Origin of the sequence: Streptomyces sp. NPDC004610 (assembly GCF_040609715.1) — a bacterium.
In the GTDB taxonomy this organism is placed as follows: domain Bacteria; phylum Actinomycetota; class Actinomycetes; order Streptomycetales; family Streptomycetaceae; genus Streptomyces.
Genome location: NZ_JBEXLA010000042.1, coordinates 10735 through 26073 on the forward strand (window position 1 = coordinate 10735; position 15339 = coordinate 26073).

Here is a 15339-nt window from a genome sequence, read left to right on the forward strand (position 1 = left end):
GCGTGCCGGGACAGCTGGTGCGCTGTCCCGGCACGGTGGTGTTGCGGTGGGGGCGGTGGGTCAGTAGCCGATGTCGGTCTCGACCTGGGTGGGGTCGGTCACGGACCCGGCCCACAGACGGAGGTCGGTGATCCTGCCGGTCAGGTAGTTGCCCCAGGCTCCGTCGAGATAGCCCCGGCCTGCCGTGAACTCGCCGCTGCCCATGGCCGCGGTGTAGACGAGCGGATCCGCCTGCCGGTCGCTTCCGACATACAGGGTGATCGTCCGGGTGCGTGCGTCGTAGGCGCCGACCAGTCCCACCTCGCTGCCGAGGACCGCCGTCTCCGTGCTGACGACGGAGGTGCCGGTGCCGTCCGCGGTGAGCCGGCCGAAGTGCCAACGGGCGACCGGTACCGGTCGGGTCATGGGGATCCCGTTCTCGTCCAGAACCGGATTGCCCTCGTCGTCGACCACTTCCTCGGTGCTCGTACCGGTCTTCTCCACCCACAGACCCCACGACGAACCGGACGTCGTGCGCTGGCCGAGGATCTGGCCACGGTAGTTGTCGGGCTTTCCGCCGAGCGCCTGGGTGTCGACGTCCACCGTGGTGGCGACGGTGAAGGAGCCCGAGTCGGAGACGAGGGGCCGTGCTGCCGTGGCCGCGCCAGTCGTGCCGTTCAGGACCAGGGCCTCGCCGTCGAGGGTGGCTCCCGTGGCGGACAGGGTGAGGTTGTTGCCGTAACCGGACAGGTCCGTCAGCGTGGTTCCGCTCGCCCCCATGGGCTTGTAGTCGCCGACGAGTTCGAGATACGACTTGCCGTTGGCGTTGACCGGGCTGGCCTCCTTCTCGACATCGGACCGCGGGCTCGCGTGCTGCCACACCGCGACCTCGTCGATCTCCCCGGGGAAGTGGTCGACGTAGCCGCCCTTGTACTTGACCCGCCCGATCTGCAGCGCGCCGGAGGCCGACCAGTCGCCGGTGGTGAGTGTGTCCGTACCCTGCGGCACACCGTTGACGTAGAGGGTGAGGGTTCTGGCCGTGGTGTCGACCGCGGCGGCCAGATGGGTCCATACCTTGAGTTGCGGCGGCTCCAGGGAGTTCACGCGCTGGTCGTCCAGGATGGTGGTGGGCGCGTCGGCATCGGCCATCCGAAGGCACCAGCGGTTGACCACCGAGCAGTAGCTGAGAAAGAACGGGCTGTAGTACGTACCGTCCTGGCTGATGACCGTGACGGTCATGCTGGTGCTGTCCAGCCGCACCCAGGCCGACACCGTGTAGGACGCCTGGGTCTCCAGTACCTTGCCGGCGGTCGCCGCGTACGAGGTGCCGCCGGTCTTGAGGGCCTTGTCCTGACCGGTGGTCGTGCCATCGGTGACGACACCGCGCCGGCCCGTGTTCACTCGCGTTGCTCCGGTGATCGTCGCGTCGTCACGCAGGGCCGGGGTGCCGGCGGAGACGTCGACCGCAGGTCCGGATGGCTCGTTGAAGGTCCATCGGCCGACCGGGCCGGCGCTCTCGCTCACCAGGAAGCGGACCTTGTTCTGTCCTGTCCGCCCGGCCGAGTCCTTGGCCATGACCTCCAGGGTGATGGTCCCGGAGTCCACCGGGGTGACGGTCTCGGTCACCGTCGCCCCGGTCCTCCACGGCCGCCAGGCGCTGTCCGTGGAGAGCCTGTAGGCGTACGAGGTGTTCACATCGCCGGCAGCGGGGCTGAACGTCACCGTGCCCGGCTTGCCGGGGCCGCCCGCCGGGACGCAGGCACCCGGTTCGCACACGGAATAGGTCGACGCGAAAGTGATCGTCGGAGGCTTGGGGGCACTGCTGTCGATGGTGAAGTAGCAGAACGGGGTGGCCGAGCCGCCCAGAATGCTGTTCCCGTTGTTGTAGTAGGAGCGGGTCCAGGCCCGGTACCGGTACTGCTTGCCGTCCGTGAGCGCGGTGTTCCACGTCTTGTTGAGATCGTGTCCGTCTCCGACGAATCCGCTGGTCGGGCTCTCCGAACCGGTCGTTGGCTCCGGCGCGTCCGCCCAGGAGCCGTCCGTGTTCTTCACATCCAGGTCGAAGTAGACGCGCAGAGTCGCCGAGGACTCGCCACCGGCCGCCGTCTGCGGAGTGGCCGCGAGGTTGGGCGTCGGGTCCGACCAGGTCGTGGGGGCGCCGGCGGACTTCGAGCAGATCTGGTTGCTGCCGGTCTCCAGCCCGTACTCCGTGGGTACGGCGGGCTTGCCGACATACGTCACGTCGAGGACCGCGTCGTGGTCGAACCGCTTCCACGCGATCGGGTCGGATTCGTCCTTGGCCTTCAGCATCAGCGTCAGCGTGCTGAACTTGCCGGCCGCGAAGTCCTTCACCGTCGGCGTGAGGTTCTCGTCGGTCTCGGCAGGGTTGTCGTTGAACTCGATCGTCGCCCTCGGCTGGGAGGGGCTGCACGCGCTGCCGCGGCCCGCCGAGACACTGCGGTCGCCCATCTGGTCCCAGGAGTTGTCCGACTTCGGACCGGCCGGCCCCGGCCAGCGGGTGGACGACGAGATGCCGTCCGTGCGCTCCAGGTCCACCGTGCGGGCATCACAGGAAAACGACCAGGTCTCGGTCACCGCGAACGTGGCGTCCAGCACCTGCTTGCCCTTGAGCCCGCCCGGCGTGAACTCGAAATACATCCGGTTGGTGTACGGGCTGCCGGAGGTGCAGTAGTACAGGTATCCGCCGATCACCGCCGAGGCGCACCGGCCTACGCTCATGCCGTTCTCGCCACCGGAGAAGTTGTAGAACGCGTCACCGTCGGAGGACAGCACGGTCCGCTCGGAGTCGTTCAGTTCCACCGACGGGTCGATGTAGAGGGGGAATTCAGCGCTGGTGGTACCTGCGATCAGCGCTGCGTCCGGAGTGACCGTGATCCGCGACGGCGACACCTCCACCTCCATGACCGCCGCCTCATCGCCATCACTCGGACCGGCCAGCGCGTCCCCCTCGCCGACGGGTCCGGCTGGACGCCCGTCCTGGGACGCCGTGGAAGCGGTGGGAAGGGCCTGCGGATCAGTGGCACGCAGCGGATGCGCCCCGAGGCTCTGGGTACTCGCCCCACCGGGACTTTCGGTCCCGCCCGCCGAATTCCACATCCGGGCGGACGGCGAACGGAATACGGCCTGCCCGTTTCCGTCCACCGCCTCCATGCTCCCGGCCCCGCCCTCACGGACACTCAGCCCTTCCGCATCCAGCGAGTACTCGAGCGCCGCAAGCTCAGGGCTCTGTGCCGCCTGCGGTGTCTCCACCTCCAGGAGTTGCCGGAAACCCTCGACCGTCGCCGTCAGGATCAGATTCACGTCCGGGAGGACGTCCTCGTAGACCGCCCGGGCACCGTCCAGTCGCGGCTCCGGCAGAAGGCCCGGCCAGCCCATCGTCACCGATTGCCCGTCCTCGGCGATCGTGACCAGGCTCTTGCCGTCACCCCCGCCCGAGAACGTGAGGTCGACCGTGGTCGCCCTGGGCCCCACCGAACCATCGGCACGTGTCACCAGCGTCGCGTCGGGAGCGACCCAGCCGCCATCCGCCTCCTGCACCCGTACCGGAACGATCGACTTGCGCAGCAGGAACGTCATTCCGTCGGGGTTCGCGAACACGGTCTCACTCTCGGTCCGCTCCCCCACGACCTCGACCGGTTCACCCGTGTCAACCGCCCGCAACTGGGCCCGTTCCGAGTCGGACAGATCCTGCGCCGGTGCTGCCGCCGCCCTCTGCCCCGACAGAACGGGGGCACCCGCCAAAGCCCCCACAAGGACGATCAGCGCAACGACCCAGGCCAGACGGGCTCGGTATCCGCCCCCTTCGCCCGCCTCGGACGGCAGTCCGCGTCGACCCCCTGCGCCCTTCCGCACGGCACAGGCACGCCGTATCCACATTTGCGCCACAACCCCACCCCAGAGTCACGTGATCAACACAGTGGGTTCAAGAGACAGTAATGAGCACGCCAACGTCAAGAGAAACCGCTGAAGCGGAACGACAGCCTCCCGATGCTCGGAATCCAGACAGTCGCATCACGGGCACACGGCAGGCCATCGGTGATCGCTGTGACGCGACGCGGCAATCACTCACCTGATCAGCGAAGATGGGGCCTTCTCCGCACTGCGGCAACCTGGCTCGCGGGCGCAGCCGGCATGCGATCAGGCGGCCACGATCGCCCGCCGGTGTCTTAATGAAGAAGTCAAGCCACCTGTGCAACCGGCGGACCGGAGTCGTACGGCCGCCCGTCACGCAGCATCGCCCACAGCACACTGACTCGGCGTCGCGCCAGCGCGAGCACGGCCTGGACGTGCGTCTGACCCTCGGCTCGCTTCTTCAGGTAGTAGTCGCGCGACAGGCCGGGCCTCATCATGGCCGTCTGCGCGGACAGGTAGAAGATGTGCCGGAGCCGTCGGTTGTAGCGCTTGGGCCTCTGGAAGTTTCCGGTCCGGCGGCCGGAGTCGCGCGGGACCGGCGCCAGTCCGGCGTGCGACGCCAGACGTCCAGCATCGGCGTACCCGGACAGGTCACCGACGATCGCCACGAACTCCGCACCGAGGATCGGGCCCATGCCCGGCATCGATTCGATGACCGCGGCTCGCTCGTCGGCGCGGAAGACCTCGCGGATCTCTCGCTCGGTCTCCTTGATCTGCTCGTCCACGTCCAGGAGCCGGCGTGCGACAGCGCCCACCTGCCGTGCTGCGCGGTCCTCGCCGGGCAGCGCGGTGACCTGGGACCGGGCCGCCTCGACGGCTCGGTCGGCAACATCATCGGCCTTGCGGACGCTCCGGCGCCTGAGCCAAGCGGCAAGCCGGTTGGTTCCGATGCGGCACAGTGCGGCCGGCGTCTGATACTCGGTGAGCATCGTCACTGCCCCCTTGGAGGCGGAGTAGTCGAAGGCCCGCTCAAGGGCGGGGCTGATGCCCACCAGGGTGTCCCGCATCCGGTTGATCAGTCGAACCCGGTCGGCCACCAGGTCAGCTCGGTACGCGGTCAGCAGCTGGAGCGTGGCCACCCGCTCGTCCGGGAGGCTGAGCGAGGCGAAGTCCCGTCGCAGCCGGGCGGTATCAGCGATGACCAGCGCGTCCTTGGCGTCGGACTTCCCCTCGCCCCGGTAGGCCGCCGACATGCGGTTGACGGTGCGGCCGGGAATGTAGACCACGTTCTGGCCGTGCCCGATGAGCAAGGTCAGGAGCAGCGTCGAGGCGCGGCCGGAGATGTCCACGGCCCACGCCACCTCGTCGGCTGCTTCGCACACTGTCGCGATCAGTTCCAGGATCTCGGTCTCGTCGTTGATGACCTTCTGGGAGAGCGTCATCCGGCCGTCGGCGTCGATGGCGGTAGCCCAGTGGTGAGCCTTGCCGGCGTCGATCCCGACCCATATGCGCGCGCTGTGGTCCGTCACTCGAGGTGCTCCGTTCCTCCGTGCCCAGTTCCGACATGGCCCGAGGAACACTCCGCCGACAGGACCCTCAAGAGCGATCTTCGCAGTTCTCAATCACCAGTCGGAGCGTCCCGAAGGACCAGGCGGCCACACCTGCGTAGCCATCAGCGGCATCAACTGATCAGCCATACCTGGTCCTCCCGGACCTCCAACATTCTGAGGGTCAACTGATGCAACGGCGGGAATCCCAGCCAGAACGCACTCTGCGCTCGGCGTTCCCGCCGATCCGGCCACTCGCCACACCCCCAGGGGTTGCTGCTGTCGGCGTCGTCAACGCGGGCGACCGCCATGCTGAGAGTTCGGCTGCCGCCAGAGCGTCGTCCCCGTCGTCCAGAGCGAGGCTGGGCAGTCCATGGAGTTCGCCCACGAGGGGGGCGAGGAGTTGGGGTTCGGGGGTGGCGGGGTCGGGGGTGGCGGGGTCGGGGGTGGCGGGGTCGGGGGTGGCGGGGTCGGGGAATTCATCGACGATGTCCTGCGGGCACCAGCCGCTGGCAGCTGGTGCTCCGCCTCCGCGATGGCCCATGGGCGGTGTGCCGGGTGTGACGGAGGTACGCGCCGAGCGCGTCTGCGTTGCTCTGGGCGTCGTCAGCCGACTGCCGCCCAGGCAGGCGCGCATCACCTGCTCCAGCTCGCGGTACTGCGGTCGGGTTCGAGGGGCTTCGTGGACATCTGCGGGCGGCCCCGCAGCTGGAACGGGGCGGTCGTGCGGACGACGAAGCCGTGCGGACTCGACGGCTCGCGGCGCGGCACCACACGCGCCGCACGGACGCCGCACGGACGCCGACGGGCCCACGCCCCGCCAACAGGTCGCCCTCCAGCTGGACCCGGCCCACGAACTCCTCGTAGGCGGGCTCCCGGTCGAAGAGGAGGAGGAACCGGTCAGCACCGAGGCGTCCACTCGAATGGCCTGGCCGGAGCTATGTCTGGAAGGGGATCAGCGGCCTGGTCACAGGTCGTTGAAGTTCCAGAACGGGCCGACCTCGCTGCCGGAGACGGCGACGAGGCCGCAGTCCTCCGTGAAGACGCTCATGGGGTTGTACCCCAGGCTCGCCTGCGTGAAGTCGAGTGCGGGAGTGGGCGGCGAAGGGCCACCGGGGGTTCCCCAGCCGCTCAGAGACCGAAGGCCGATTCCATAACGCCCCCGACGCCATGGCCCATCGCCCGCCCGCGTTCCCATCTGTCTGGTCCCCCGCCGGGGGCACCGCGCGTCAGCGCTCTGAACAGCGCTGCTACTCGGCCCCGTACCCCCGTCCGGGGCCGTTCGTGTGCGCGGGGACACCGACTGAGCGGCAGGCGGGGAGTCCCGCTCAGGCGGTGTCCCCGGGGTGTGGATCCAGCAGGCGGCGGGCCGCGGTTTCGTCGGTTACCACGGAGTGGGCCAGTCCGCCGCGGAGCACGCTGCGGATGGCCCGTGCCTTGGACGCTCCGCCGGCCACCGCGATGACCTCCGGGATGCGGCGGAGCCGGTCGGCGCCGATGGCGATCGTCAGTCTGCTGAGGTTTCCGTCCAGCGGGGCGCCGGTCTCCGTGAGCAGCAGGGAGCAGACCTCCGCCGCGATCTCCTCGTGGCGCAGTGAGGCGAGCAGCGCGGGGGGCAGTGCCGAGTGGAACTGCGAGCCTTCGGAGTCCCAGCTGCCGATCGCCACGGCGGCCTTGGTGATGGAGGGGAACCGCGAGGTGGCGGCGGCGATGCCGGGCTGGGCGTAGAGCGCGCTGGCGGTTCGCTCGTCGGAGACCACGAGCGGCGCGTAGATCGGGTAGGCGGGGCCGTGCGAGATCGCCGCCAACTGGCGTACCAGATCGGCGCTGTTGGCGCCGACCGCGCCGGTGACCCCCGTCATCTGCACGATGCTGCACGGCGCCAGCGTCTTGAGCGCGCCCGCCATCGCGTCGAGCGTGCGCCCCCAGCTCACCCCGAGGACATCGTCCTCGGTCACGATCTCGGTGAGGAGTTCGGCGGCGGCGGCGCCCAGTTCGCGGCGCAGGGTGGCCACACCCGGTGCGGTCACCTTGACCACCAGCGCGTGCTGGAGCCCGTACGCGGCACGCAGTTGTTCCGACAGTTCGCTGTCCACGGCGGTCGGTACGCCGATCTCGATCCGTACGATGCCCTGCTTGCGGCACTCGTCGAGGATGCGCGCGACCTTGTAGCGCGACAGGCCGAGCTCCTGGGCGATCTCGATCTTCGCCTTGCCCTCCACGAAGTATCTGCGGGCGACCGTGGTGGCTCGCTGGAGTTCGGCTGGACCCATCGGATTCTCCTTCGCGCATGACACCCGGTTCAGTGGCCTGGTCGGTTGGTCGGTTGGCTGGTTGGTCGGTTGGCTGGTCGGTGGACCGCTCCGGGTCTTGCCCGCCCATATGGGCACCCTACTTGACGCATGGGCGGCGTGAGGGTCTGATAAACCCACCCGCGCCACAGAGTCGTAATGCGGCATTTACGTCGTGGACATATACGCGTACGTCGTGGAATCACACCCGTACGTCGTCGTGGACACGCCGTGCCGCCGACGGCCGGAACGGGTCGATGCGTTCCCTGGCCGAGCACTCGCACCGGGTGCCCGATCCCCGCCGTCCCCGGAGGTACACCGTCGTGAGTTCGCCAGCTGAGGACCAGATCCTTGAGGGCGCCCGGGAGGTGATCCGCCGGGAGGGCGCCGCCACCGCGGGCATCGCGGACCAGCTCGACGAGTCCTTCCTGACCGCCGTCTCGCTGCTGCTCGGGTGCCGGGGCAAGGTCGTCGTGGCGGGTTCAGGCACCTCGGGGACGGTGGCCCGGCGGATGGCTCACCTCCTGTCCGTCTGCGGCACCCCGGCCGTCTTCCTCCACCCCATGGACGCGCTGCACGGCTCCCTGGGCGCGGTGTCCGGGTCGGACGTGGTGATCGCCATCTCGAAGGGCGGGGGCTCCGCCGAACTCAACGACTTCGCCCGCGGGGCGCAGGAGCGCGGCGCCCGCGTCCTGTCGCTGACCGCTCGCGTGGACTCGGCGCTCGGCCGGATCGCGGATGTGAGCGTGCGGATCGCCCCCGCCTCCCACGCGGACCCGGGGGGTGTGATCGCCATGGGCAGCACCCTCGCCGTATCGGCCTGGGGCGACGCGCTCGCCGTCACCCTGATGCGGCTGAACGGCTACTCCTGGTCCCAGGTGCTGTCCGCCCACCCGGCCGGGACGGTGGGACAGCTCACCGAAGCGCCGCCAGAGCTGGCGCCCCTGGACGCGGCGGCGCTGGACACGGCGGCGCTGAGCCGCGGCAGCGGGGGCAGGCCCACGGCCGAGTCGGAGCACGGCGCTGCGGCCGAGTCGGAGAACGGCCCCCCAACCGGGCCCCCACTCGGCCCTGCACCCGGCCCTGCAACCGGCTCCGCACCCGGCCCCGCAACCGGCCCCGCAGCCGAGTCACGATCCGCGCCCGGAGCCGATCCCGCCGCCGAGACGACGAACCACGAATCACGGAGACTCCCATGAGAAAGTTCCGACTGCCCGACGAGACGGGAATCTTCCTGGTCCTGCTGGTCGTGCTCGCCGTGCTGAGCATCCTGTCGCCGTCCTTCGGCACCGTCGACAACGGCATGGCCCTCCTCCTCAACGGCGCGGTCATCGCGTTTCTCGCCCTGGGCCAGACGTTCGTGCTGCTGACCGGCGGGATCGACCTGTCCACCGGGGCCAATGTGGCGATGACGGGAGTGCTGGCCGCCGTCCTCATGCGGGACGGGCTTCCCTGGCCGGTGGCCGCCGTGCTGGCCGTCGGGGCGGGACTCGTCCTCGGGGTGATCAACGGGCTGGTGATCCACTACGTGAAGGTGCCGCCCTTCATCGTCACCTTCTCCACCCAGGGCGTCGCCATCGCCGTCCCCCTCATCATGACCGGCGCGAACTCCGTCTCCGTGGGCCAGGCCGGTTTCTCCTGGATCGGGCAGGGGCGTATCGCGGGAGTCCCGCTGCCGGTGGTCATGCTGCTGATCGCGGCTGTCGTGGCCACCTGGTTCCTGACCCGGACCAGGCTCGGTCTGCATGTCTACGCCGCCGGCGGGAACAAGCCGGCCGCCCGGCTCGCGGGCGTGAACATTCCGGCCGTCACGATCCTGGTCTACGCCGTCAGCGGTGTCTGCGGGGGCATCGCGGGGCTCATCGCCACCTCGCGTCTGATGGTCGGATTCCCGGCCACCGGACTGGGCAACGAACTGTTCTTCTCCATCGCCGCGGCGGTGGTCGGCGGGGTCAGCCTGTTCGGCGGTACGGGGACGGTGCCCGGCGCCATGATCGGTGCCGTCCTGATCGCCTCGGTCTCCAACGGCCTGAACGTCCTGAACGTCAGCAGCTACTGGCAGTCGCTGGTGATCGGCCTGATCATCCTGCTCGGTGTCTCCTTCGACACCTACCGGCGGGGCCTGAACGGCGCCTCGATCCTCGGCTCGCTCACCCGGACCTCGCGGCAGCCGGCACCGGCGAAGGAGCCCACGGCGGTCTAGCCGACGCCCCGACTCGCGCCGCCCCGCCCGCGCCGCCCCGCCCGTACCGCCCCGCCCCAGCCGTAATCCGCCCACCCCTCCCAGCCCCGGCCCGAGTCCCGCCCCCACCGGCGGCCGGCACATTCCCCAGCCAGCGTCGGACGACCCCGCCGGACGCGCCAACCGAGGAGAGATGAAGATGCCCAACGGAAGCGACAGAAGCAGCGGAAGCGACAGAGGAATCAGCAGAATCAGCAGAAACAGAGGGAACAGAGGGAACAGAGGGATGGTCGCCGCGACCGCCGCCCTCTCCCTCGCCCTCCTGACCGCCGCCTGCAGCAACCAGGCCACGAGCGGCACCCCCACGGCGGACAGCAGCACCGCGCTGCCCGACAACTGCGCCACGGACAAGCCCGTGCTGGGCGTCGCCCTGCCCAACACGGTGAATCCCTACTACGTCGCGATGCGTCAGAGCTTCCTGGACAACGGCGCCGCGAGCGGATTCGACGTCAAGCTCGCCATCGCCAACGACAGCGACTCGACCCAGCTCTCGCAGATCAACAGCTTCATCCAGCAGGGGGTCTGCGCGGTCGCGCTGAACGCGGTGAACTCCGGTCCCGGCGCCGCCAGTGTCGCCGCGCTCAATCAGGCGGGGATCCCGGTGTTCACCGTCAATGTCATCGTCTCGCCGGACGACCTCAAGACCCAGAACGCCAGCATCGTCCAGTACGTCGGCGCCGATCAGGTCGAGGGGGGCCGGGCGATGGGGACCCAGCTCCTCAAGGACATGGGCGCGGACGCCGAGATCGAGGCCGGGATCGTGGGAGACCCCGACCAGATCCCCACCAACCAGCGGGACAGCGGCTTCAAGGAGGCACTGGAGGCCAACCCCAACGCCGCCGTCGGCCCGACCGTCAACAGCAAGGTCGACCCCAACATCAGCCTCCAGGTCACCACCGACATGCTCCAGGGCAACCCCGACATCAATGTGATCTTCGCCGACACCGGTCCCGGCACGGTCGGCGCGCTCCAGGCCATCAGCCAGCTCGGCAGGGACGGCGAGATCGCCCTCTACGGGTTCTGCGCCGCCGACAAGGCGCTCGACGACACCTACAAGGCGTGCGCCGCCCAGGAACCCGCCGACTACGCGCGGATCGTCGTCGAGAACGTCGAGAAGTACCTCGACGGGGAGCAGGTGCCCGCCGAGATCCTCCAGCCGCTGAAGATCTTCACCAGCGGCACCCCGGGCCCTGGCGAGGTCGGCTGACCCGGCCCGCCCACGCACTGCTGCCGGGACGACAAGGCGAGCACAAGAGAGCGCAAGAGAACACAAAGAAGGCCGAGACATACACAGAGAGGTGCACAAGAGTGAGTGGAGCCACTGCGCGGTGCTTCGCCGTCGACTCGATCAGTAAGCACTACGGGCAGACACGGGCCCTCCACCGTGTGACGGTCACACTCCACCCCGGTCAGGTGCTCGCCCTCGTCGGTCACAACGGCGCGGGCAAGTCCACCCTGCTGAAGATGCTCGCGGGCGCCGAGAGGCCCGACGAGGGCTCGGTGCTCATCGACGGCGTCCCCCAGCACTTCACCGGCCCCGCGGACGCGCTGGCCGCCGGGGTCGCCTGTGTGTACCAGGAACTCAGGCTGGTGGACCAGCTCACCGTCGCCCAGAACGTCTTCCTCGGCCATGAGCTCAGCCGGCACGGCAGGCTGGCCCGCTCGGAGATGAACCGGCGTACCGCCGAGCTGTGCCGGGAGTACGGGGTGACCGCGTCCCCCACCGACCGCGCCGCCGAGTTGTCCGTCGCCCAGCGCCAGATGGTGGAGGTGGTCGCCGCGCTCAACCGCAACGCGCGGTATCTCCTCCTGGACGAACCGACGACGGCCCTGGAGGCCCAGCAGATCGATCATCTGCTGGCCACGGTCAAGCGCATCTCGCGCGAGCGGGACATCGGGGTCCTGCTGGTGGATCACAAGCTCGACGAGGTGTTCTCCGTCGCCGACCACATCATCGGGCTCTCCAACGGTCAGGTCACGCTGAGCGGCGCGGCGGACAGCGTGCGCCATGACGACGTGGTGCACGCCATCATCGGCGACTCCGCGTCGGCGGACCCGTTGCCACCGGACGGCCCGAGCCGTGACGGGGAGGACAACGACCGGGGGGACGACAAGCGGGAGGACGACAAGCGCGAGGTCCGCGAGGTCCGCGAGGTCCGCGAGGCCCGTGCGGCCCGCGCGTCCCGGCCGGCGGGCGACGTCGTGCTCAGCGCCGTCCAACTCTCCACCGACCGCCTCAAGGACGTGACGCTCCAGGTCCGGGCCGGTGAAGTGCTCGGCCTGTACGGGCTGGTGGGCTCGGGACGCTCACGCTTCCTGCGGACCGTGTACGGGTCGGAGCGCCCTCCGTCCGGGTCGCTGACCCTGATGGGCGCTCCGTACCGGCCGAGGAGTCCGGCCCAGGCGATCAGATCCGGGATCGTCTTCCTCTCCGAGGAGCGCAAGGCGGACGGTTTCATCCCGGGGATGACCGCGAGGGAGAACGTCTCGCTCCCCGTGCTGCACGCCTTCAGCCGTGCCGGGCGGCTCCAGCGCAGGCGTATCGCCGAGGCGACGCGCGAGGCCCTGGACCAGGTCGCGGTCCGCGGCGACCTCGACCAGCCCATCGTCCGGCTGTCGGGCGGCAACCAGCAGAAGGTGCTGTTCGCCCGCGCCGCCCTGCAACAGCCGCGGCTCCTTCTGCTGGACGAGCCGACCAAGGGCGTCGACATCGGCGCGAAGGCCGAGATCCACGCGCTGATCCGCGCCATGGCCGCCGAGCGGGACGTGGCCGTGATCGTGGTGTCCACCGAGGAGGAGGAGCTGATCGGACTCGCCGACGCGGTGTGTGTCTTCAAGGACGGCCGGTGCGACGGTGTCACCTACCCCGTGGACACCGTCACCCCGGGCGATCTGCGCCAGCTCGCCTGGCCCAGCAGCCACAACCAGCCACCGGACACATCCGTCACCGCGGCCGTCCCGGCAGGCTAGGAGGGTCCACCACCCCGCCGTTTCGATACCGGCCTCCGCCACCACCTGCACGACCTCGGCCGCCCGCTGGCCCGCCCGCAAGGAGAACCCCATGCCCGTCGTCGCCGGAGTCGACTCCTCGACCCAGTCCTGCAAGGTCGAGCTGCGTGACCTGCACGACGGCTCGCTGCTCGGCTCGGGCAGCGCACCCCATCCCCCCGCGTTCCCGCCCAGCAGCGAACAGGACCCCGCCGCCTGGTGGACGGCGCTCAAAGCGGCGCTCGGAGCCGCGCTCAGGGCCGCCGGGGACGGCGCGGGCGTGTCCCCCGGCGACATCGCCGCGATCGCGGTCGACGGCCAGTGCCACGGCATGGTCCCCCTGGACAGCGCCGATCGGGTCCTGCGGCCGGCGAAGCTGTGGAACGACACCACCTCCGCGCCCCAGCTCGAACGGCTCAAGGGCCTGATCGGGGCACCGGAGTGGATTCGCGCCACCGGCTCCCTGCCGACCGCGGCCTTCACCCTCAGCAAGATCGCCTGGCTCGCCGAGAACGAACCGGCCCACTACCGGCGCCTGCACCGCGTCCTGCTGCCGCACGACTGGCTGACCTGGAAACTCTCCGGCCGCTACGCCACCGACCGCTCCGAGGCGTCCGGCACCGGCTACTACAGTGCCGCGCAGTCCCGCTATCTCCCCGAAGTCCTGGCCCGGGTCGACGCCGAACGGGACTGGACCGACGCCCTGCCCGAGGTCATGAACGCCTCGACGGCCGTAGGAGCGCTCACCGCCACCGCCCGCACGGAACTCGGACTGCCGGTCGGCACCCTGGTCGGCCCCGGCGGCGGGGACCAGCACGCGGCGGCCCTCGGTCTCGGTGTCGTCCCCGGCGACATCGTCTACACGTTCGGCACCTCGGGTGTCGTCCTCTCGCCCAGCGACAGCCCCGTGTTCGATCTCCACGGCATCGTCGACGGCGTCGCCGACATGACCGACGGCTACCTCCCCCTCGTCTCGACCCTGAACGCCGCCCGCGTCACCGACACCTTCGCCCGCATCCTGGGCGTCGGCCACCAGGCCCTCGCCGAACTGGCGCTCACCGCCACCGCCACCGCCGGGCCTGTCCTCGTCCCCTATCTCGACGGCGAACGCAAGCCCAACCGGCCCGGCGCCCAGGGCATCCTCGCCGGGCTGACCTCCGCGACGAGCCGCGAGGACATCGCACGGGCCGCCTTCGAGGGCGTCATCCTCGGCCTGCTCTCCGGCGAGCGGCACCTCAACGCCGCCGGGGTCGCCACCGCCGGACGCCTCATCGCCACCGGCGGTGGCGCGCGCTCCGCCGCCTACACCCAGCTCCTGGCCGACCTCACCGGCCGTGAGGTGCTCGTCGCCGACGCCCCCGAGGCATCGGCGCGCGGCGCCTGCGTCCAGGCGGCGGCCATCGCGTCCGGCCGTCCGGTACGCGACATCCGCAGCGAGTGGGCACCGGCCACCCGCCCGGCCGCCACTCCCCGCCCCGCCTCGACGGACGCCCGGGAACGGGCCTACACGGTGCTCGCGGGCTGGGACGCGCTCGACGGCGACGGCGACCGCGACCGCGACGGACATATGAGGGCAACAACATGACACGGCACAACCCGGACCTGAACCCAGACCCGGACCTGAACCCGGACCTGGACCTGGACCTGAATCCGAGCCTGACCCCAGACCTGAACCCCGGCCTGAACCCGGATCTCCTCGCCGAGATCGCGCGCCACCCCGGGTCGGTCCTCGCCGGCAGTCTCTACGCCGTCGCCGAAACGGACCGGCTCGCCGCCGCCGAGCGCCTGCACCGCGCCGGCCTGTGGATCCACGCCGACCTCATCGTGGACGACGGTACGCATCGCGGTGTGAGCCTCTCCCTGGTGCGCACACTCGCCGAACGCCGGATCGGGCCGCTCGACATCCATCTCATCGCACCGGAACTCGACGGTCTGATCGACGAGGTCTGCGCCGAGAAGGCCGACCGCGTCACCTTCCCCTACGAGTCCTGCCCGGACCACGCGGCCGTGGCCGACACCGCCGAACAGATCCGCGCCTCCGGTGCGCACGCCTGGCTCGCGGTGGCGCCGACCACGGAACTCGGCGCGGTCCGCCCCTGCTTCGACATGGTCGACGGACTCCTCGTCATGCTGATCGAACCCGGCAGCACCGACGCCGCCGATCCGGCACTGGCGGCCAGGGCCGGACAGACCCGCCACGCCCTCCCGGTCGGCGTCGACGGCGGTGTCGACGCCGGCAACCTCGGCACCTGTCTCCGGGCCGGCGCGCGCTACGCCGTTTCCGGCCGCGCCCTGCTCCGGGCGACCTGACACCGGCCGTGACCCATCGGGCGGGCGTACGGTGGAGTCATCGGAGGTACTTCGCGCACCGGCTTTCACGCGGGTGCCATTTCCGGTGATCGCCTAGAAACCGGGCTGC

At 70.2% G+C, this 15339-nt stretch carries 10 protein-coding genes; 6 read left to right on the plus strand and 4 right to left on the minus strand.

Annotated features, from left to right (window positions below):
• Window positions 1-60: 60 nt before the first annotated feature.
• From ABZX40_RS34780 to ABZX40_RS34795, 4 genes are all read right to left on the minus strand, one after another.
• Entirely contained in the window at window positions 61-3597 is a 3537-nt protein-coding gene (locus ABZX40_RS34780; protein WP_355746759.1) for a LamG-like jellyroll fold domain-containing protein, read from the minus strand.
• Window positions 3598-4178: 581 nt separating this feature from the next.
• Window positions 4179-5381, minus strand: a complete 1203-nt coding sequence (locus ABZX40_RS34785) for an IS110 family transposase (protein WP_355746756.1) — start codon at window positions 5379-5381, stop codon at window positions 4179-4181.
• A gap of 202 nt (window positions 5382-5583) precedes the next feature.
• Window positions 5584-5943: a hypothetical protein gene (locus ABZX40_RS34790; protein WP_355746754.1), complete on the minus strand. Its 360-nt coding sequence runs from the start codon at window positions 5941-5943 to the stop codon at window positions 5584-5586.
• A 784-nt stretch (window positions 5944-6727) separates the two neighbouring features.
• Entirely contained in the window at window positions 6728-7672 is a 945-nt protein-coding gene (locus ABZX40_RS34795; protein ID WP_355746751.1) for a sugar-binding domain-containing protein, read from the minus strand.
• A gap of 341 nt (window positions 7673-8013) precedes the next feature.
• Here ABZX40_RS34795 and ABZX40_RS34800 point away from each other — a divergent pair, with 341 nt between their 5' ends.
• From ABZX40_RS34800 to ABZX40_RS34825, 6 genes are all read left to right on the plus strand, one after another.
• A complete protein-coding gene (locus ABZX40_RS34800; protein WP_355746748.1) occupies window positions 8014-8889 on the plus strand; it encodes an SIS domain-containing protein in 876 nt (291 codons plus the stop codon).
• Window positions 8886-9893 (plus strand): ABC transporter permease, encoded by a 1008-nt coding sequence (locus ABZX40_RS34805; RefSeq protein ID WP_355746745.1) that lies wholly within the window; start codon window positions 8886-8888, stop codon window positions 9891-9893. Before ABZX40_RS34800 ends, ABZX40_RS34805 begins: the two co-directional genes overlap by 4 nt.
• Before the next feature lie 265 nt (window positions 9894-10158).
• On the plus strand, window positions 10159-11139 hold the full coding sequence (locus tag ABZX40_RS34810; RefSeq protein WP_355746742.1) for a substrate-binding domain-containing protein: 981 nt from the start codon (window positions 10159-10161) through the stop codon (window positions 11137-11139).
• 179 nt (window positions 11140-11318) lie between these two features.
• A complete protein-coding gene (locus ABZX40_RS34815) occupies window positions 11319-12902 on the plus strand; it encodes a sugar ABC transporter ATP-binding protein (protein ID WP_355746739.1) in 1584 nt (527 codons plus the stop codon).
• 91 nt (window positions 12903-12993) lie between these two features.
• Window positions 12994-14505: a xylulokinase gene (xylB, locus tag ABZX40_RS34820; RefSeq protein WP_355746736.1), complete on the plus strand. Its 1512-nt coding sequence runs from the start codon at window positions 12994-12996 to the stop codon at window positions 14503-14505.
• Window positions 14502-15230, plus strand: coding sequence for a hypothetical protein (locus ABZX40_RS34825; protein WP_355746733.1), 729 nt, complete (start codon window positions 14502-14504; stop codon window positions 15228-15230). Before xylB ends, ABZX40_RS34825 begins: the two co-directional genes overlap by 4 nt.
• Window positions 15231-15339: the final 109 nt, after the last annotated feature.